Genomic DNA, 20202 nt, shown 5'->3' on the forward strand with positions numbered 1-20202 from the left:
TTTTGCTTGACCCTATTTCACTCAATAATCCCAATGCAATTCTATAGCACAAACGGACATAGCCAACATGCTTCGCTCGAAGAAGCGGTGATGACCGGTCTTGCACCCGACGGAGGGCTTTACATGCCTGAGAGGATTCCGGTCATACCGCGTGCTTTTTTCAACAATATAGGCGAAATGTCAGTCAGTGACATCGCATACATCGTGGCAACGACAGTCCTCGGAGATGTCATCGACGCATCCGAGCTCAAACAGATTGTTTTTGATACTTTTTCATTCGAAATCCCCCTCCGCAGGATTGACAACGACATCTATGCGCTCGAACTGTTCCACGGCCCGACACTCGCATTCAAGGACGTGGGCGCACGCTTCCTCGCACGCATCATCAGCCACTTCTCGCCTCAAGGCAACAAAGCTGTCAACGTCCTTGTAGCCACCTCCGGCGATTCTGGAGGGGCTGTCGCTGCCGGCTTTCATAAAGTCCCCGGCGTAAATGTCTTCGTCCTCTACCCCGAACGTGGTCTGACATCAGTCCAGCGCCATCAGTTCACATCGCTCGGCGACAACGTATATCCCATCGAAATAATGGGCACATTCGATGACTGCCAACGTCTGGTGAAGGAAGCCTTCGTCGATAAGTTGCTGCGTGAGGAAATGCACATTACCTCGGCAAACTCTATAAATGTATGCCGTCTGCTTCCGCAGATGTTCTACTATTATTATGGATATAGCCAGCTCCTCCGCAACGAACCGGCCCCCCCTGCGGACGGAGCGGTCATCTCTGTCCCGTGTGGCAATCTTGGCAATCTCACCGCCGGCTTGCTTGCCATGAGGATGGGTCTTCCGGTCAAAAGATTTGTAGTGGCCAACAACATCAACGACTCTTTCACCAGATACCTTGCAGGAGAGAGATTCGAGCCTAAAAAACCTCAGCGCACAGTAGCTTGTGCGATGGATGTTGGCAACCCCTCAAATTTTTCACGCATTCTCGACCTCTATAATGGCGACCGTGAAGCAATCAGCCGCGACATGAAGGGATATGCCCTATCAGACGAAAGGATTATCTCGGCGATGAGAAATGTCTATTCCCGCCACGGCTATCTCATGGACCCGCACGGCGCGACAGCCTACGAGGCTCTACGCGAAAACCTCGCTCCCGGCGAAAAAGGAATCTTCCTTGCGACAGCCCATCCGGCAAAATTCCCGCAGGCAGTAAAGGCTGCGACAGGAATACTACCCGAGAATGTAATCCCCACCACGACAGGGAATCCGGACATCCATCACGACACTCCACGGATAACCCCATCGCTACTTGCGTTGAAAAAAGTTTTGCTTTCTACCCTATAAAATCAATACTTTTTGTAAATTTGCATTATGACTTGCCATGCAAGTCGCCAAGCGGAGACAGCCGCTTGACCTATACAACCCTTAAAACTTGAACAACAATGGCTTCAAACAAACGTCTTCTCAAAAAAGAAATACGCATTATCTGCGGAGCACTCGCAGGCGAATGTGTCGTAGCAAAGTTTTCAATTCCCGGTATCGACCGTGAAAAGCTTAACGAGATCATCTATGAACTTGCCGACCTTCAGGAAAATGCGCTACGCCGCATCAGCATATCTTTCCCCCAGTCAGCTAAATCATTTCCTAACGGACATGAATATCGCAAAGCTCGTGCAGCTTATTTCCATGCGGCATTCTCAAAGCTCAAAGCTGAATTCAATGCCCATGTCGATGCAATCATAAAGAAAATGAACGCCATACTGCCTCAGGAGCAGAAAGATGCCAACGTAGCCGCTCTAAAAGCATAAAATCCATATAATTAATAACTAACCGTACATTCCAAGCCGATGTCCCTGAGCAAAACCATATTGCGATTGTTTGGATGGAAAGTCATCTGCACTGTCCCTGATTACCCCAAATGTATCATTTGTGTGGCTCCACATACATCCAACTGGGACTTCGTGCTCGGAAAATTAGCCTATTGGTCGCTCGGCCGTCAGGCCGGATTCCTAATCAAAGAGACATGGTTTTTCTTCCCGATGAACCTGCTCTTCAAAGCATTCGGAGGCATCCCTGTCCCAAGAAAACGCCGTGGTGCGTCACTCACTGAGGCTCTCATCAACAAATTCCGTAGCTGCGACAAAATGTCGGTGGCAATCACCCCGGAAGGCACAAGAGCTCGCGTCACTGAATGGCACACCGGATTTCTACGGATAGCCTATGGCGCAGGCGTACCCATCGTGCTCGGCGCTATTCAGGCAAGCGACAAGACCATACATCTGGAAAAGACATATCACCCGACCGGCAATCTTGAAGCCGATATGGCCGCCATCAAAAGCTACTATCGTGATTTCAAGGGCATAAAGCCTGAAAATTTTGCCATCTGACCAAAAACAATAATACACACAACCAACCTATCGTCCTGTCATTTATTGGAATGAAAATCTGCGCAATACCGTTTGACATAACATATGCCGATGTCGAGAACAACCTGATTTCAGTCGCCCATCAGCTCAATCAGGTCGAACCCGACACCGATATAGTCATATTGCCGGAATTGTTTACCACAGCTTTTATTCCTGACGCAAAAACCGTTGCCGAAAAAGCCGAACCGATTGACGGACACACCGTTGATGCGCTCAAACGCTGGGCACAATATTTCGGATTTGCAATTGCCGGAAGTTTCCTCGCTACCGACGGACAAGGACAATACTTCAACCGTGCGTTTTTTGTAGAGCCGATGGGCGACATCACCTTTTCCGATAAACGTCATCTGTTCCCTCTCTCATCTGAAAACACCGTCTATACCCCGGGGCAATCTCTGCCCCCTACCATCCGATTCCGCGGATGGAACATTAAAATTATTGTCTGCTACGATCTCCGCTTCCCAGTGTGGACGCGCAATCAACCCGAAAATCTCTACGACCTGCTCATTGTACCATCCAACTGGCCGATTTCACGCGTCAAGCCCTATAAAACCCTGCTAAGTGCCCGCGCAATCGAAAATCAGATATATACAGTAGGTTGTAATCGCACAGGAGTTGACAAATATGGCGATTACACCACCGGCATGTCTTCAATTTTCGACAATCTTGGTGAGGATATAAAGGAAACACGCCGCAACGGCCACATCTATGCACTGCTCGACCTCACAAACCTCAAGGAGGGACGCGAACGCTTCCCGGCATATCGCTCCTCTGACCATTTCTCTATCGACCTGACACCCGGACGCTGACAACAGCTCCGCCTATCCGCTTCAATCTTTCCCAATCCGCCATCATTTCTCCCCGATCCTCATTCCATCGCCCCAAAGGCGAGCCCTTATCCCGCATAATTTTGAATTGAACCGAACCTTTTCTTTCTACTTTCGTGTTATTTTTTTATATTTTACAAAATTTAACACTTTTATTCTAAACCTTTTCAACTCCTATATGTTTAACATATAGAAAATCTTACTCAACATATCTAACGTAACATCAGTAACAATGGAATTAAAAGACAAATTTAACACAGCACATGACGACTTTTTTGGAAACGTAGTAGGAACTATCGTTGAGACCATCAAAAAAACTGTCGCGCCAAAATCGACTGTTGAATTCGTGGCTGACTGGTCGCTACCCTCAAGCGCCGTTCGACCATAATTTACATAAGCTACATTAGGTATACAATACAACCCTTATATCCGCCTATAATATTAGTAGTCATGGTGTGTCAGACCGTCTTAATCTGACACACCATGACTACTAATTATGTTTCATCTAACGTGATTTTCCATCTATCTACTTCCACAGAACAGCCCGGACAGACTCTGCCCGGGCTGCTTAGTAATATTTTCTACCAAATAATATCTGGAAATTCAGAAGAATGAATCATTTAAGAAGAAAATGGTCTCCGGTCTTTTCGACAATGAGACGATAGAAGTCCTCGGAAAATCCGGGAGATTCCGGAGAGAGCGGCTTGCCATGAGGATTACGTGCAAAATCGCCATTTTCGTCTATCTTTTTGCGTCCGCCGTCAAGGTATCTGACAAGAAGAAAAAGCGCGAGATCCCTATAGGCATCCGTAGCCTCCTTGGCAATCGAAGCACCGTCGGCATTGACACGAGCCTCAAGCGCCTGAATGTCACCGGACTGATACAACTTTAAAAGTTCGGCCTCGAAATCAGGACGCGTGGCGGTAAACCTGTCTTCAAGCGCACCCTGCACCTTGCGGATGTCATCAATCATAAGATTATATTTACCGTAAGCCTGATTTGCCACCCAGTTGTTCACCCAGAAATTGGCTGTCGGAGAGAACGTGTAGAGGTCTCCGTTGCCCGGACGCACTTCTTCAGGAACTTCTGTCATCGAACAATAGAAAGGCATATAGACAGATGTGTTGGCATCGTCCGTACCGAACCAAAGGACACCGCCTACGGGATCAGGCAAATCGGCACGGCTTTGGCTGACAAAATGCCATGCTGTCTGTTGGGTTGCGACAGGGCGCTCATGGGTATATTTCTTACCATCGACCTCATAGCGCATCGGACGGTTGCGCTGAGGAGCTTTATAAGGACCAGCCCCCGGATCGGAAGTCATTTCGTAAGGCGTATCCTCGTAGTGGTCTCTCATGCGGGCCTGCATATCCTGAAGCGACAGTTTGCGGTCGGGTATGATGAAAAGAGGCATCGGCTCGTCGCTTTCGGCATTCACCCACTTAAACCAAGCCTTATCCTCCTCCGAGGAGGCGAAACGACGGAAGAAGCTCCATACACGGGCATCGCACGAGCGGCGCTTGGCTGCATCGTGGTTTTCAAAAGCGTCAGCAAACGAAAAATCCTTGTCCTTGCCGGAGAAATAACCGCGCCTGCGGGCAAACGGAATAAGGTCCTTGGCATACATCACATTTTCGGTGTCTTTATAGTCCACCTTGCGGATACGCGGCTCATTGGCGTGGGCGCAGATGGCATTGTCAGGGACACGCACCGCAATCCACACCGCACCTTTCTCCGCACCTTTGCCAATCATCTCCATGATCCAAGCCTCATTCTTGTCAGCGATGGAAAAAGTCTCGCCGGTGCTGGCATAACCGTATTTCTCCACCAGATCAGCCATTGTCCTGATAGCTTCGCGGGCAGTCTTGCAACGTTCGAGAGTTATATAGATGAGTGATCCATAGTCAAGCATGGAAACGCCGGTGGTATCTGCAAGCTCATGATGACCGGTCCATGTGGTCTCGCCTATCACAAGCTGGTGTTCATTCATATTTCCGACAACATTGTAGGTCTCCGAAGCCTGTGGAATCTCGCCTCGAGGACTGTTGTCGCCCCAGTCGATCACCTGCCGCATAGTACCGGGCGCATGCTTGCCGCGCGGAGAATGGAAAAGATCGCCGAAACGTGTGTAGGAATCGTCGGCATAGGTAACCATGACCGAGCCGTCGGTCGTAGCTTTACGGCCTGCAATGAAATTAGTGCAGGCAAAGGCCGCAAGATTGCAGCAGAAAGCTGAAAACAGAATTGTAGTCCGGTGAAGTTTCATAACTAAGGATAATATCGGTAAAAGAATGATAGATTTTATTCGTCATCCTCATCATCGAGGAAATCCATGTCCCATCCGTCAGACATAGACTCGGTAAACTGGGCGAGATCGCGCCCCTCGCGCTTCGTAGGACGGCCAAGCCCCTTGCGACGGTCGATAAAACCGGAAATCTTAACGACCTCAAGCAAATCAAGCTCACTCTTAGGAGTAATATTCACCATATACTCGGGCACAAGTTTTGCGCCGAGACGGTTTTGCGCCAACGCAAGAACCCTGAATGAATAAGTCACCGGTGGTTTACGTACATTCACGACATCGCCAACCTTGATTGTGCGCGACGGCTTGGCGACGGTGTTGCCTATAAAAACACGCCCTTTCTTGCAGGCCTCTGTAGCCACCGTACGCGTCTTGAACACACGCATGGCCCACAGCCACTTGTCAACTCTTACTTCATTCATACTCCTGTTATTTATTATTATAGGTATTCATGGCAGTCTGAATGCCTGCGAGGCAAAAAGTCTTGATGGCATCGACCGCGAGTTCGATACGCGCCCCCATAGCCTTCTCCTCCTCGTCAGAAAAACGTCCGAGCACATAGTCAATCTGTGTGCCTCGCGGGAAGTCATTGCCGATGCCGAATTTAAGGCGGGGATAGTCCTGAGTCCCGAGCATCTGCGCGATATTCTTCAATCCGTTATGTCCGGCATCGCTTCCTCGCGGCTTGATGCGGATTGCACCGAAAGGCAGGGCACAGTCATCCACTATGACCAGAATCTGTCCATTTTCAATTCCCTCCTTTTCCTTCCAGTATCTCACGGCATTGCCTGAAAGATTCATATATGTCGACGGTTTCAGAATCACAAGCTGGGCATTCTTCACCCTCATTCGGGCAATATCGCCATAGCGCTCCGTAGAGAATGTCGCACCTCCGCTCTCGGCAAGGGCATCAGCAATCCTGAACCCGGCATTATGACGGGTCATCGCATACTCCGCACCGATGTTTCCAAGACCGACAATTAGATATTTCATATTTGTAGATTTTTCTATTTATTTCCAAAGGCATGATGACTGCCTAAGCGGCAATTTTCGGATAATAAAAAAACGACAGATCTTCTCAGCCAGCATGCAATAATGTGAACAATGAGAAAATCTGTCGTTATGACTATTCTAAGCCGTCTGCTTATGAATTTGCGTTGGCCTGAGCACCACGGGCAGCACGAGTGAGCTGAACGGCGCAGACAACAGCGTTCTTGGCATTCATAAGTTCAAGACCTTCGAAGTGGAGTTCGCCAATCTGGAGGGTCTTGCCGAGGCCGAGGTGGTCAACATTGATGACAACACGTTCGGGGATTTCAGTGTAGACAGCCTTAACGCGGATTTTCTTCATTGAAAGAGTGAGCTTACCACCGGCCTTAACACCTTCTGCATGGCCTTCGAGCTTAACGGGAACTTCGATAGCAACAGGCTTCTTGTCGTTAACTTCGAGAAGGTCGATGTGCATGATGGTGTCCTTTACAGGATGGAACTGAATATCTTTGAGGACTGCCATACGGGTTTCACCGTTAACGGTAAGTTCGATAGCGTAGATATCGGGAGTGTACACGAGCTTGCGCACAGCGTCCTGTGAAACTACGAGGTCAGTTGTGATGAGACCCTTGCCGTTGCCGATTTCAACGATTTTTTCACCAGCCTTGAGCTCCTTGTCATAAGGAAGAGTGATGATTTCGCCACCATTGAGCACTACGGGAATCTTGTTTTCCTTGCGGATGGCCTTGGCAGCCTTCTTGCCGAGATCGGTACGGGGTTCGGCGGTCAGTTGAAATGTCTTCATTTCTGATTGGGTTGTTTTAAATTGTGTTACTAAAAATTAAGTTGTAATTTGAATTGCTCTTAATTTCCCATCACACGGGATGCTAAAAAGCGACTGCAAAGTTACAAATTTTTCGCACCAAACAGCCATTGCATTCACAAACTTTAACTAAAATTACATTCCCGACAGAGTTTTATATTCCATCCTTTCGCTTACCTTTGCAAACCATAGTTCCAACAACAAGAATAGCAACACAAAAATAACCTTGCCAACAATGAAAAAGATTTCAAAAGCAACGATATACCTTCTTGCCATAATCGCATTGCCTTTGTTCCTTACATCATGCGAAGATGACGACAACATCGAAAACGATATATATTACAACCTCACTTCCACGACATGGTATGCAGAAGCCGGCGGATTCTACCCCGACGGACAGGAATATTATTCGTCGGACTACTGGGATTTCTATGGCGACGGCACAGGTGTCTGGGAAAGCTATTACGAGGACGACATATATGGCACACAGCAACAGACCCGTTACTTCCAATGGGATTTCTCGCCGTATGATCCGACCGTTATCCATCTGTACATTCAAGGTGTCGGACACGAATATTGGGCTATCGACCAGCTTTCGCCATTCAAATTCTCCTCCTATGTCACCACATATGACCCCTACTATTATCCCGATGCCGAATACAGCTATCAGACACTCTACTCCCTATCCAACTGATATTACTACATAACAAAATACGGCCGCTATCCATGTCACTCTGACTTGAATAGCGGCTGTATTTTTAGCATTGTCTGTTTCTCTTAAGGAATATCCTCATATGCCTTCAATGCCTGTTCGAATCTTGATGCCACATCCGACATCTTATATAGGCCATCGGCATTTTTCGACAATCCTTTGAACGACAGAGGATAAATCTGCGGAGGATTATTAAGGTCGAGTAGCTCCATGTCGCGAAGCTGGTCCACCGACTGATAAACTATATTTATATCCGCATATTCTTCACCGTCAGGACCGACAAATTTCTCAATCACGAGCTTCGATCCGATCGGCGTTTTCTTTTCAATAGCCTCCGGCAACTCATATTCCTCTATTCCAAGGGCGGTGGCCACGCTCGAAAGATTGCTGTCATGTCCGACAAGGAAGGTGAATTTGCGGTCGGGCGAACGCAATTCGTCATACATATACCTGATCAGAGGATTTGCCACATTGACCGCCACTATCGGAGCGGTGAACAATACGTCCTGATACGTATCCTTGACATGGGCGAGTTTAGCCCAGTCCTCGCGGGTGAGATTGTGGCCGAATGCAGCCTTCATGCTGTCAGGTTCTTCGTAATACTGAAGTATAAACGCATCACTCGCCGAATTGAGTTCCTTGAGAGCCGATCCGGATTTCATCGAAGGTTCAGCCCATTTTTCAAGCACGATTTCTGTATTGTAATTGTCAAGAGCCTTCAGTTTCGGATCATCGCTTTTTGCCATAGGCGAATCACTGACATCGAGCACTTCGGTCATCAGAGCATAATCGGGAGCGATAGCCTCATTAATGCCTACTATCCCCTTTTCTCCACCCATAGCGTTTATCTGCTCCATAGCCACCTTGACAAATTCAGGGCTGACTTTTGTCAGCTGCGGATTGAAAAGCGGATCCATCTTGCTTGGAGTATAGCGATGATTGACCCTTATCCCGCCAACAGGCATAAAACCGGAGGAGAAATACTGGGCGGTGGCAATGCAGCGCTGCATGGAGTTTGCTATCACGTTTATATCATCGGCCGTTGGGACATAGTTTTCAGGAAACATGCCGGCGTCAACAAGCCATTTACGGAAATATTGCCCCATCATTGTCTCAAGCACACCACCGCGCGAGGTGAGTTCGCTTTTACCTGCGCTCCATTCAGTCCACTTGTGTGGAGTCATGCGTCCGAGATCACTCTTGCTGTCCGACAATGGAGAGCGGATGTTGTGACGGCTCAACACGACAGCTTCTTTAAGCTGATATTTGTCTTTGAATTCTTTGCTGCGCTGAGTCTGGGCAGAAATCACGCCGGGAACACCAAGCAGCATCAATGCGATGACTGATGAAAATAAATTTTTCATAATGAACAGATTTTGATAAGAAGATTGTTGTTTCCAAAGAAATTCTTCAAATACAACTATCAAACTAACAAGAGAAATCTGACAATGGTTCGCCAAAAGCGTATAAAAGTTAAGAAAAACAAAGGTATCATAAAAACAGACGGTGCGTTCCGCATAGCGGTCACGCACCGTCATTTATCGTAGACCCGAAGACCAATCCGACAAAGCTATCAGACTCCGGGCCGGGTTGACTGATTATTCACCAAGGATGTAGAGGCTCGGGCAAACATCGTTAGCTCCCAGTGACTCGTAGACACCGAAGCTGCCATAGTTGCTTGAGTATGCCATCACGCGGTTGTTGCCAACGTTCTTTATCGACCATGTACCGTCGCCGTTGGGAGTGGCTGTCCAGAGATACTGGTCTGCAATCTTACCACCATCAATGGTCGGGGCAGCCGAAAGATTGGCGCTTGAATAAGTGCCAGACATGTAAAGGTAACGTCCGTTTGAATCACGGAGGAGGAACTGTCCGTCAGGCGCTTGAGTCACGTTCTTATCATCGTCTTCATACGATGCGGCGAAGGTGAAGCCATTGACATCGCTCTTCTCTACAATCTGACCGCCGGAAATCGTGATTGACGAAGTCTGGAGATAGCCGTAATTGCTGCTCTTGTTCACGGGTACAGCACAGATGTCTCCAGAGACAAGCAGATATGTGCGGTCGCGGATAATCTCGGCCTCATTAAATTCAGAGAAGATAGCCTTTCCGACATACTTGACAAACGACCATACATTGTCCTTCTTCTGGAAACGTCCGGTTACTGTTTCAAGACCATTGTTGTTGAGAGTCCACTTAGTACCGTCGAAAACGAAGAGGTCGGCCTTTGTGCCGTTATAGACCACATATTCCTGAGCTCCACTCAGAGCATACGGAAGTTTGTTGCGGAGATAGAGCGGGATGAAGATTTCAGGGTCAGTCAGCTTATTGTTGCTGAAGCCCATAGCTGTATAATCGGCAGGATTGAGGACTACCACTCCTTCAGCCACGGCCCATTTGCTGCCATTGTAGGCATAAACTGCGTTTTTGGCTTCAGTGGGGACTTCCGCTGCGACAGCACGGCTGCTGCGTGAGCTCTGGCCGCCATCCTGCAACTTGAGATTCTTCAGCTCCCATGTTCCTGCGCTCTGCTCGGTGCTCTTATAGCAGAAACCGATCTGAACAGTCTTTCCGTTATAAGCCGAGAGATCAATATCGCCGGTAGGATAGAATGTATAGCTGTCATTGGCAGGAATCTCTTTTGCGGTAAGCTGATTCCATGAACCACCCTTAACACGAACCCACACAGTGGCTTCATTCTTGGCTTCTTCAAGAGAACCGAACTTATTCCATGCCTGCTCGAACGACAGGACAGCATTGGCCTTAGCTGAAAGCGCTACTTCTGGCGAGATTACCCAACCTTCGGAAACGCGGCATGCCTTATTTACAAATCCGCTTGCCTTAAGATAGGAATCGTCCTTGTATGTGTCATGTTTCCATACATAGGTAGACCCTTCAGGTATTATCACATTCTCGATGGTAAAATCGCCGAAACCTTCAGCAAAGGTCTCATCGATATATACTTTCGGGCCTTCATCGGAAATATTGCCAAAAACAGGATTGGTCGAAGCTTCTTCATAGCTGACAACCGCATAGGTATCCGCATCAACATCGGGCAGGGCCACGGCAAGGATAGCGGGAAGATTAGACGCGGCAGGAGCGACAGGAGCAAAACCCTTGATGTAATTTTCATCGCTGCCCCATACGGTCTTATAGTCGGCAGCTGTCACCGTGTAGGTCTTTGCTCCGGCAAGGGCCGTGAGTTCGGCAGGAACCTCAGATGCTTCCTGATATGTTATGTCGACCACCGAACCGTTTGACGCAAGATAGTAGGGGAACGACGAGGTGTCAAGAAAACCCGGAAGAGCGACCTGAGCGGGATAGATGCCAAACTTGTCAAAATAAAGCTTTGTACCGATGGCTTTGGCAGCAGCCTTTTCTTCATCAGTCGTAGCCTTTCCCTGCATTATGGAAGCGATCGAGGAATAGTCGGCAGCAGTGAGCGCGTAAGTACCCTCGACAGCATCGTCATAGTCGACACCACCTTCGAAGCCATCGAGATAGTGGTCGTTCCAGCTATTTTCGCTGCAGCTTGCCAGACCCATAGCGAGAGAGCCGACAATGAAGGCGTTAAAAATATTCTTATTCATGTCTGTTGTTTATGAGTATGGTGCTTGATTAGAAATGGAGTTTCACACGGAGGTTGAATGTGCGTCCGGTGCTGTAGAAAATACGATAGGCGTTTTCCCATGTGCCGACCGAGCTGTAGTCTGTATAGGCATCCATGATGTAGTAGTTGTTGAATGCGTTGTAGACGTTGGCCTGGAATGTGCAGCGCACACCTTCGGTGATCGGGAAATTATAGCTTGCATTGAGGTCGAGCTGATTGCCGAAGGGGATTTCCCATGGCTCGGAAATCTTGAGAGTCTGTCCGGGGGCAATAGAGACACTACTGTTGTTTGAGAGCGAGAAGTCGCTGAAGTTGCGCGCATTGCATGTCCAGTCAGCACCGATACGGAAACCGTTGAAGGGGCGGAACTGAACGCCGAGAGCGCCTGTCATCTGAGCCGAACCACCGACCTTTATACCTTTCTGGTCGATTGTGGCGAAAAGATGGTCGGGCGAAAGCGGAGTAGTGATGGTCGCAGGGACATTGCGGTCGCCGAGACTTGCGAGAGCCTGACCTGAACTGTTGTAGTAATAACCGACAGGGTCGTTCTGCCATGTATTGTCAGCGTAGGCAAACATACCTGAAAGCTCGAACCATTTGACGGGCTTATAGACGAAGTTGAGTTCGACACCCATATAGCGCGAGTCAACACCGTTCATTGTGGCTGTGTAGCGGTCATTGTCATAGGAAAGCGTACCAGAAGTGATGAGCGTACGGTCCTTCCACATGGTGTAGTAGCCGTTGAGCTGGGCTGTGAACTTGGGTGAATGGTACTCATAGCCGACCTCGACTGCCTGAACCTTCTCGTTTTTGGGATTGGGGTTGATGGCATTGGAGTTGGCGGGAGAAACGAACACGCCATACTGGAGGTAGGGAGCGCGTGTGATGTAACCGCCGTTGACGAAGACGTTGTTGTGGCGGTCAATGTTGTAGTTTGCACCAGCCTTGATATTGCCTGCGAAGAAGGTCTTCGACGGTGATTCGCTATCCTCTTCGTTAGCATAGAAATGCTCATAGCGAGTGTAGGTGTTAAGGTTGACAGCACCGGCAAGCACAACGTTGAGTTTCTTGTCGAAAGCCTGATATTCTGCCTGTGCATATAGACCCTCCTGCCAGATACGGCTATCCCAGTTGCGGTAAACCACATCGCCGACACCGAGTTTCTGGTTCTGATAAGCGAGCTTTTCAGCCTCAGTAGCGAAAGTACGGCGGTTTGTGGCCGACGCACGGTTGGCGTTATCAATGAAATATGCGCCGTTGTAGAGGTCGGAAATCTCATTTGTATGCTCGCCATAGTAGTAACGGATGTCGACACCGGCAGTGACAGAGAGATGGTCGTTAATCTCGTTCTTGTAGTTGGAGATACCGCCAAACCATTTGTGGTTGTTGACAGAGTTTGACATCACCATGAGTGAACCGGTGGTGCTGTTCTGGTTCATGAGCTGAATCTGGTCGTAGGCAAACTGGCCGTTGGGATGGCGGAAATGGTAAGTAACACCGTTGTTTTCGTATGTGTTCCAGTTTAGCTTACCGTTGCTTGAGCCATACCAATAGCTACGCAGACTGCTGGTGGAAGCCTGACCACTTGAACCGTAGCCTGTACCGATAGAGGCATAGACAACAGATGAGAGTGACGACTTGTGGTTAATCTGCCATACGTGGTTGAGCATTGCGACAGGCTTGTTGTAGACATTGTATTGCGATGTCTTACGTTCGCCGTTGAGTCCGAAACCGTAGGTCGGATTATAGCGGTAAGCCTGACCCTTGGGCATAAAGTTGGCCACATCCTGCCATCCCTGAACCGAAAGACCGTCCTGAGAACTGCGCTTGTAGTGGGTCTGGGGTGCGCCTGTCACGGTGAGTGAAATCTGGTTCTTATCGTTGAGACGCTTGGAGATATTGAAGAAGTAGTTGAACTGCTCATAGTCCGTACCCTGCACATATCCGTTGCCGGTCTTACGCGAACCGAGGAAGGTCATGGCCCAGCCATTCTTCATCAGGCCGGTCGAGAATGAAATACCGTAGTTCATCGAGTTGTCGTTGCCGAGTCCGTACCATGCAGTGCCACCTTTCTTTGAATCAAGACCTTTGGTGACCATGTTGATAGTACCGCCGAATGAGGGTGATGAAATGATTGTGGCTCCGAGACCGCGCTGAACCTGCATCGACGAAATCACGTCGCCGAGACCTGACCAGTTAGACCAGTAGATACCGCCCCATTCCATATCGTTGACGGGGACACCGTTGACCATTGTGGCGGTGTTTGACGACTTGAAGCCACGGATGTTGATTTTGGCATCGCCGAAACCGCCGCCGTCCTTTGTCGCCCATACGCCGGGAGTGGTCTTGAGGACTTCAGGAAGCTCCTGATTTCCGAGCTTTATGTCAAGTGTAGCTGCGTCGACTGCCGAAACTGCCACCGGAGTGCGGCGCGTACGGGCAATCGACTGAGTGACCACGACATCCTGGAGCATCTGTGACTCCACTTCCATTCTGATTTCTCCGAGATTGGCACTTGCCGTGAGGTTGAGAGGTTTGTAACCGATGTAATTCACATGGATTTCCTTACCCTTTGGAACAGTCAGGGTAAAACGCCCGTCGACATCTGTCGTTGCCACGATTTTAGTACCGGGCACTGAGATGGTAGCACCAATAATGGGCTCGCCATCTTCCGCGACAAGTACACCGCTGCACTTAATGTCGTTAGGGGCAGCCACAGCTGACACACACGTCAGCATCAGGGCCACTGCTAAGAGAATAAGTCTCCTAATCATAGAACTAATTTGCTTGGATGGTTAATAAATGATTGGATTAAATGATTGATATTTACGTTACTTGTAGTTCTAATATTTAAGGACTCAAACCGTTTTTTACATTGAAAATATAACGCTCGCTTTGATACAGTTTGAAACTTTTTACAAATTTACGTAATAATTTAGATTTATGTTAAAGAATCTTGTTAAATTATTATGAAATCGTCCAAAATAAGTCATCCAATTGATAGTTTAATGGCAAAAAAGCATTGATTCCGGACTCAACGATTCATTATATCACGACATAATTAGGACGGTATTCTATTTTGCATTTTTCAGTTTTTATGACTAAGTTTGCCAATATTTTTCCAGACGGATGGATATTACAAGTAAAAAATATTACAAAATCAGTGAGGTTTCTGAAATGCTCGGGCTACCAATGTCGACCCTGCGTTTCTGGGAAAATCATTTTCCGGCCATCAATCCACGTCGCAACGACCGTGGGACACGATTCTACACTCCACGCGACATAGAGGTAATCCGCATGATAGCCTATCTTGTCAAAGACAAGGGCATGAAGCTTGAAGCGGCTCAAGAAGAGCTCAGACGCAATCGTGACGGAGTGGTCAAGAAATTTGAAACCGTCGAAAAGCTAAAAAAAATCAGAGCAACACTTCAGGAAATGCTCGACTCACTCCACAAACTTCGATAATCATAGCGGTCAATCATGGCAACAAGACAATCATCAACAAAATCCAAAAGCAAAAAAAATAGGCAGAAGTCGTGGTTTTACAGGCATTCCCTCGGATTGCTGATTGCAGGGATAGCCATCTTCGTAGCCGGAATATCAGCACTCGCATTTGTATTCATCCCTTATTCCGGCTCAGAGAGCGACAGCGAATGGATTTACATCCCCAAAGGGATTTCACAGTCTGCCGTGAAGGATTCCATGAAATCAAACCTCGGTTCGTCGATGGGAACGCGCGTATATATAATATGGAAACTCATGGGTGGGAATTCCGAAAAATCACAAGGCGCTTATAAAGTCATCCCCGGACAAAGCGCACTCAATATCAGCCGCAGAGTGGCACTCGGCCGACAGACTCCTGTGGAAGTAAAATTTAACGGCACACGCACCATGAGGCAACTGTCGGAACGCATAGCCGCCCAACTCCAATGCACACCCGTTGAGTTTATCGACGCCTGCGACGAGGTGCTCCCTGACAGCGGTTTCACACGGGAAACCTACCCTGCGGCCTTTATCCCTGACAGCTATGAATTTTACTGGAGCGCATCGCCACGTAACATCGTCCGCCGTCTGCTTGACTACCGCAACAGGTTCTGGGATAAGAACCGACGAGGCAAGGCATCCAAGCTGGGACTTACCCCGGCTGAAGTCGCAACAATAGCGTCGATTGTCGAGGAGGAAACCGCCAAAGCTGATGAAAAGCCAAAAGTAGCACGCCTATATCTCAACCGTCTCCACAAAGGCATGAGACTTCAGGCCGACCCGACTGTGAAATTCGCATCGGGCGATTTCACTCTCCGCCGAATCACAGGAAAGCATCTTGCAATCGAATCACCCTACAACACGTATAAAATAACCGGCCTCCCCCCCGGTCCAATCCGCGTGCCGGCATCGTCGACCATCGATGCTGTCCTCAATGCGCCAAATCACAATTATATATATATGTGTGCGAAGGAGGATTTTTCAGGATACCACAACTTTGCATCGGACTATCCGACGCATCAAGCGAATGCCCGACGATATCAGGCCGAACTTAACCGCCGCGGCATACGTTAGGACTACATAAGACTACATAAGACTACATTAACCACAATTCTCCTCATGAAATCAATAGCCACTTTTCCAGACAGCATATCTGCATCAATCGCACAAGGGATGCTCGAAGCCAACGGAATCCATTCCGTGATAGACAATCAAGCGATGGGTGCGCTCTACCCGACCCCACTGTCAGGATTGTCGGATGTAAATCTTATGGTCAACGAGAAAGATGCCAGCCGTGCAATCGAGCTGCTTAAAGAAGCCGGCGACGGCAACTGCTGAGACACGGCATAGACGCCCGGACTTGTTACGACATTCAGGCATATCGGGTTTTATTGAGACAAAAATCATATTTCGGATTTCCGGTCCAATGAAAAATCGGATATAACCGGGCTTAAAATCGGTAAAAGCGACCACTTTTTCGAAAAGTTTGTGTAACTTTGCAGCGACAACATACATGTTGTCAACAATACCTAAAGGCTGTCAAGGCCAGCCTTTGAACGATAACACCACCAGTATTCCATCCTAAACCCTATCTACCAACCCACACAGTCCTTAGCTCCGAACATATTTCCGATGAGTATGCCTTCCAACACACCTCCGGTTTCAAGAACAGAGATGATCAGCGTGTTTCGCTCATTGTCAGACATACCTTCAGTCAGTTTTCCATCGCGTCTCGACAGTATGCTTCTCGCCGTGTGCAAACAAGGTGAGATTTCAGCTGTCATCGATGTTGCGCCAAGACGCATGGGCCCAAGCTCAATCATGGTGCTCAGACCGGGACACATCATCAGCCAATGCAGACAAAGCGATGATTTCGACGGATTCTTCATCGTAGTGCAAGAGGAAAAAATCAATGAAATTCTTCCCTCGCTCCACTATGTGATTCCTTACAGCATTCACTACAATGCCAATCCCATTATTGAAATCACGGCGGAGGAACTTGAGACGCAGACTCTGATCTATGCGATGCTACAACGCCAGATAAAATCATCTGACAGGCTTTTCAACAAAATGGCTCTAAGTTCGATGTGCGAGGTGCTGTTTTATAACACGCTCGGCATATATGCCTCACGCGTAAACAACACAAAGCATAATTCCCGTCGCGAAGAGCTCCTCTCTCAATTCATTGACCTGATTGAAGCTAACTTCAAGACCGAACGTGCAGTGAATTTCTATGCCGAAAAGCTTTTTGTAACACCTAAGCACCTCTCGGCCGTACTTAAAGAAATCAGCGGAAAAACGGCCGGAGAATGGATTGACCACAGAGTCATACTCGAAGCGAAACTCCTCCTAAGGACGACCGGAATGAACATTCAGGAAATCAGTGTCGCCCTCAATTTTTCCAATCAGTCATTTTTCGGGAAATATTTCAAGCATCTCACCGGCCTTTCGCCACGAGAATACCGAAACCGCATATCCGAGTCATAAGTACTCAAAATCATATAATCCACATTCATGTCACACCTCTCCATCAAGATAATGTCAGTACTCAAAAAATTTTCGGTCACATTTCTTCTATCGGTATTTCTGCTCTCTCCTATGGCGACAGAAGCTTCGGAAAAAGAGACCGAGTCGCTGTATTTCAAGAAAATTGACGAAGCAGACAAAGCATGTGCCAATGGCCAATGGTCTGAAGCTGAAAATGCGCTTATCGAGGCTCTCCGGGCAGAACCGTCAAACCCGTCAAACGTGCTTCTGATTTCAAACCTCGGAATAATACGGTTCAATATGGGGCAGGATTCTCTTGCAATAGTGACCCTCAACGACGCCCATTCAATGGCCCCGTCATCAGTCACGATATTATCCAACCGGGCGAAAGTACTTGCTGCCAACGGATATGACGAAGATGCCTATCTCGATTATAACCGCATCATCGAACTCGACTCCCTTGAAATATCGGCAAGGCTTCCACGCTGTCTGTTTGCCCTGCGTCGTCACGACTTCCGCACCGCCAAATCAGACATGGAATTCATGGAGCAGAATTTTCCGGGAAATATAGAGACTGAAATCGCAGGCGCGGCTGTACGTAGCGGCACAGGTGATTTTGCCGGTGCAATCCCATATTACAGCAGGATACTCCTCGAACGCAAAGATCCCGAATATTACAGCGGACGCGCATACTGCTATCTCCTTACCGGTTCACTTCAGGAAGCTTCAGACGACATAAATTCGGCTCTGGCGCTTACGCCCGATGACGGTGAACTTTATCTCTACCGTGCGGCGTTAAATAAAATGCGCTACCGTCCGGCAGATGCCGAAGCGGATGCACGGAAAGCCGTCGAACTCGGTATCGACAAGACGCGCGCCACACAATTCTTAAGCAACCAGATTTCGGACGCTATGCCCAAACGTAAATAGGAAACAACCCAAAAGGGTGGAAAGTCCGCACAAAATTCAGAGTCTATGACAGGAACAGTAATCAAAAATACAGGCAGCAACTATCTCGTCCGTACAGATGACGGAACAAATATCAGCTGCAAAATAAAGGGAAATTTCCGTTTGAAAGGAATACGCACCACCAATCCCGTTGCCGTAGGCGACCGCGTAGTCATCAGCGGAGACAAGGATGAGACCAACTATATAACAGCGATTGAGCCACGCCGCAACTACATCATACGCAAAGCCACAAATCTGTCGAAACAAGGCCACATTCTGGCTGCGAATATCGACCAAGTGTGTCTTGTGGTCACTCTTTTCCATCCCGTCACATCGACCACTTTCATCGACCGGTTTCTTGCAACGGCCGAAGCCTATCGAGTCCCTGCGATATTGGTCATAAACAAAATCGACCTTATTGAAGATGACGCCGAGGCAATGGACTATCTGAATGCAGTGAGCTACCTCTATGAATCAATCGGATATGCCGTGGTCAGGCTATCAGCAAAAACAGGAGAAGGTATAAATGTGCTTCAATCAAAGCTCAATGGAAAAACCACTCTCTTTTCGGGCAATTCGGGCGTCGGTAAGTCAACACTCATAAACGATCTTATTCCGGGTCTTGAACTTGCGACCTCAGAAATTTCAGACACACACGACACCGGTATGCACACCACAACATTCTCTGAAATGTTTGAAATACCCGGCATGGACGACAAAAGCTACATCATAGACACTCCGGGGGTAAAAGGGTTCGGCACATTGGAGTTCGACAAGCATGAAGTGAGCCATTTTTTCCCCGAAATTTTCAAAATCGGTTCGGAATGCCGTTACGGCAACTGCACCCACACACATGAGCCGGGATGTGCAGTCCGCGATGCACTCGAAAACCATCTTATATCAGAATCACGGTATTCATCTTATCTTTCAATCCTCGACGATTCAGAGGAGGACAAGTATAGAAAAAAGTTCTAAGCCGGAGCTATCCCCACTCAAGACAGTATCGATGTCCCCGATATGGCAGAGATTCTTGATGAAAGTTCAGGAAGAAGGTCAAGCGGAAGCGAGATTGAAAGCAGACACGTATTGTCGAATTCCTGCGATATGATTTTAACGACTTCACGTCCTCCCGGCGGATTTTGCGCCTTAAGCAGTTTCATGACATCGTTCATGGCGAGATAAGGGAACGTGAAGCTCAATGATGTCATATCTTTTCCCTCTATTATCTCGGCAGCCTCTATGGCCATACGGGCAGCCTCGCGATAGGCTGCTATCAAGCCGGATGTGCCCAGTTTTATACCTCCGAAGTATCTCACCACTATTATCACAATATTGGTGAGGCCGAATGAGTTTATCTGTCCGAGGATAGGCTTGCCGGCCGTTCCTGAGGGCTCTCCGTTGTCAGACGACAGATATTCTTTACGGTCAGACCCAATCATGTATGCCCAGCACACATGACGCGCATCGTGATATTCATTAGTATAAAGAGCCACATATTCCTTTGCTTCCTCAGCCGAAGACACAGGAATGGCAAAAGAGATGAAGCGGCTCATCTTTTCACGAAAAGCCGCTTCACTTTGCGATGATATGG

20 protein-coding genes are annotated in these 20202 nt (G+C 48.1%); 11 read left to right on the forward strand and 9 right to left on the reverse strand.

Annotation, left to right across the window (positions count from 1 at the left end):
• The first annotated feature begins 33 nt into the window (after positions 1–33).
• The 4 genes from thrC to QZ311_RS08545 all read left to right on the forward strand — a co-directional run bounded on the left by thrC (position 34) and on the right by QZ311_RS08545 (position 3238).
• Entirely contained in the window at positions 34–1347 is a 1314-nt protein-coding gene (gene thrC / locus QZ311_RS08530; RefSeq protein ID WP_297066708.1) for a threonine synthase, read from the forward strand.
• A gap of 98 nt (positions 1348–1445) precedes the next feature.
• Positions 1446–1811: a hypothetical protein gene (locus QZ311_RS08535; RefSeq protein WP_297066709.1), complete on the forward strand. Its 366-nt coding sequence runs from the start codon at positions 1446–1448 to the stop codon at positions 1809–1811.
• A 39-nt stretch (positions 1812–1850) separates the two neighbouring features.
• The gene (locus QZ311_RS08540) at positions 1851–2390 is read left to right on the forward strand and encodes a 1-acyl-sn-glycerol-3-phosphate acyltransferase (RefSeq protein ID WP_297066711.1); all 540 of its coding nucleotides are present in this window, start codon (positions 1851–1853) and stop codon (positions 2388–2390) included.
• A gap of 50 nt (positions 2391–2440) precedes the next feature.
• Positions 2441–3238 carry a nitrilase-related carbon-nitrogen hydrolase gene (locus QZ311_RS08545; RefSeq protein WP_297066712.1) on the forward strand — a complete coding sequence of 266 codons (798 nt, stop codon included), beginning with the start codon at positions 2441–2443 and terminating at the stop codon, positions 3236–3238.
• Positions 3239–3872: 634 nt separating this feature from the next.
• On the opposite strand, the gene QZ311_RS08550 is transcribed toward QZ311_RS08545, so the two are convergent.
• The 4 genes from QZ311_RS08550 to QZ311_RS08565 form a co-directional block, all read right to left on the reverse strand.
• A complete protein-coding gene (locus tag QZ311_RS08550; protein WP_297066714.1) occupies positions 3873–5522 on the reverse strand; it encodes a C69 family dipeptidase in 1650 nt (549 codons plus the stop codon).
• Positions 5523–5557: 35 nt separating this feature from the next.
• Complete coding sequence (locus tag QZ311_RS08555; RefSeq protein WP_297066716.1) at positions 5558–5980, reverse strand: RNA-binding S4 domain-containing protein; 423 nt, start codon at positions 5978–5980, stop codon at positions 5558–5560.
• A gap of 7 nt (positions 5981–5987) precedes the next feature.
• On the reverse strand, positions 5988–6551 hold the full coding sequence (gene pth / locus QZ311_RS08560) for an aminoacyl-tRNA hydrolase (protein ID WP_297066717.1): 564 nt from the start codon (positions 6549–6551) through the stop codon (positions 5988–5990).
• 151 nt (positions 6552–6702) lie between these two features.
• Positions 6703–7353, reverse strand: a complete 651-nt coding sequence (locus QZ311_RS08565) for a 50S ribosomal protein L25/general stress protein Ctc (RefSeq protein WP_297066719.1) — start codon at positions 7351–7353, stop codon at positions 6703–6705.
• A gap of 253 nt (positions 7354–7606) precedes the next feature.
• Between QZ311_RS08565 and QZ311_RS08570 the strand changes: the two genes are divergently transcribed.
• The gene (locus QZ311_RS08570) at positions 7607–8065 is read left to right on the forward strand and encodes a hypothetical protein (RefSeq protein ID WP_297066721.1); all 459 of its coding nucleotides are present in this window, start codon (positions 7607–7609) and stop codon (positions 8063–8065) included.
• A gap of 83 nt (positions 8066–8148) precedes the next feature.
• On the opposite strand, the gene QZ311_RS08575 is transcribed toward QZ311_RS08570, so the two are convergent.
• The 3 genes from QZ311_RS08575 to QZ311_RS08585 form a co-directional block, all read right to left on the reverse strand.
• Positions 8149–9447, reverse strand: coding sequence for a histidine-type phosphatase (locus QZ311_RS08575; protein WP_297066723.1), 1299 nt, complete (start codon positions 9445–9447; stop codon positions 8149–8151).
• Positions 9448–9681: 234 nt separating this feature from the next.
• Positions 9682–11673 carry a choice-of-anchor J domain-containing protein gene (locus QZ311_RS08580; RefSeq protein ID WP_289741265.1) on the reverse strand — a complete coding sequence of 664 codons (1992 nt, stop codon included), beginning with the start codon at positions 11671–11673 and terminating at the stop codon, positions 9682–9684.
• Between the two features lie 28 nt (positions 11674–11701).
• Positions 11702–14467: a TonB-dependent receptor gene (locus QZ311_RS08585; protein WP_297066725.1), complete on the reverse strand. Its 2766-nt coding sequence runs from the start codon at positions 14465–14467 to the stop codon at positions 11702–11704.
• Between the two features lie 355 nt (positions 14468–14822).
• Here QZ311_RS08585 and QZ311_RS08590 point away from each other — a divergent pair, with 355 nt between their 5' ends.
• The 3 genes from QZ311_RS08590 to QZ311_RS08600 are packed head-to-tail and all read left to right on the forward strand — an operon-like array spanning position 14823 to position 16514.
• Positions 14823–15158 carry a MerR family transcriptional regulator gene (locus QZ311_RS08590; RefSeq protein ID WP_297066727.1) on the forward strand — a complete coding sequence of 112 codons (336 nt, stop codon included), beginning with the start codon at positions 14823–14825 and terminating at the stop codon, positions 15156–15158.
• A gap of 15 nt (positions 15159–15173) precedes the next feature.
• A complete protein-coding gene (mltG, locus tag QZ311_RS08595; protein ID WP_297066730.1) occupies positions 15174–16250 on the forward strand; it encodes an endolytic transglycosylase MltG in 1077 nt (358 codons plus the stop codon).
• Between the two features lie 45 nt (positions 16251–16295).
• Positions 16296–16514: a DUF2007 domain-containing protein gene (locus QZ311_RS08600; protein WP_297066732.1), complete on the forward strand. Its 219-nt coding sequence runs from the start codon at positions 16296–16298 to the stop codon at positions 16512–16514.
• A gap of 254 nt (positions 16515–16768) precedes the next feature.
• Here the strand turns inward: QZ311_RS08600 and QZ311_RS08605 are convergent, their stop codons facing one another.
• The gene (locus QZ311_RS08605) at positions 16769–16999 is read right to left on the reverse strand and encodes a hypothetical protein (RefSeq protein WP_297066734.1); all 231 of its coding nucleotides are present in this window, start codon (positions 16997–16999) and stop codon (positions 16769–16771) included.
• Between QZ311_RS08605 and QZ311_RS08610 the strand changes: the two genes are divergently transcribed.
• Genes QZ311_RS08610 through rsgA form a run of 3 tightly spaced genes read left to right on the forward strand, consistent with a single transcriptional unit; the run spans position 16998 to position 19586 of the window.
• Positions 16998–17663, forward strand: a complete 666-nt coding sequence (locus tag QZ311_RS08610; RefSeq protein WP_297066735.1) for a helix-turn-helix domain-containing protein — start codon at positions 16998–17000, stop codon at positions 17661–17663. The genes QZ311_RS08605 and QZ311_RS08610 overlap by 2 nt on opposite strands.
• Before the next feature lie 51 nt (positions 17664–17714).
• Entirely contained in the window at positions 17715–18593 is an 879-nt protein-coding gene (locus QZ311_RS08615; protein WP_297066737.1) for a tetratricopeptide repeat protein, read from the forward strand.
• Between the two features lie 45 nt (positions 18594–18638).
• Positions 18639–19586, forward strand: a complete 948-nt coding sequence (rsgA, locus tag QZ311_RS08620) for a ribosome small subunit-dependent GTPase A (RefSeq protein ID WP_297066739.1) — start codon at positions 18639–18641, stop codon at positions 19584–19586.
• Between the two features lie 17 nt (positions 19587–19603).
• Here rsgA and QZ311_RS08625 read toward each other — a convergent pair whose 3' ends face one another.
• Positions 19604–20164, reverse strand: coding sequence for a YigZ family protein (locus tag QZ311_RS08625; RefSeq protein WP_297066741.1), 561 nt, complete (start codon positions 20162–20164; stop codon positions 19604–19606).
• Positions 20165–20202: the final 38 nt, after the last annotated feature.

It is taken from the genome of uncultured Duncaniella sp., from assembly GCF_910578445.1.
Lineage (GTDB): Bacteria > Bacteroidota > Bacteroidia > Bacteroidales > Muribaculaceae > Duncaniella.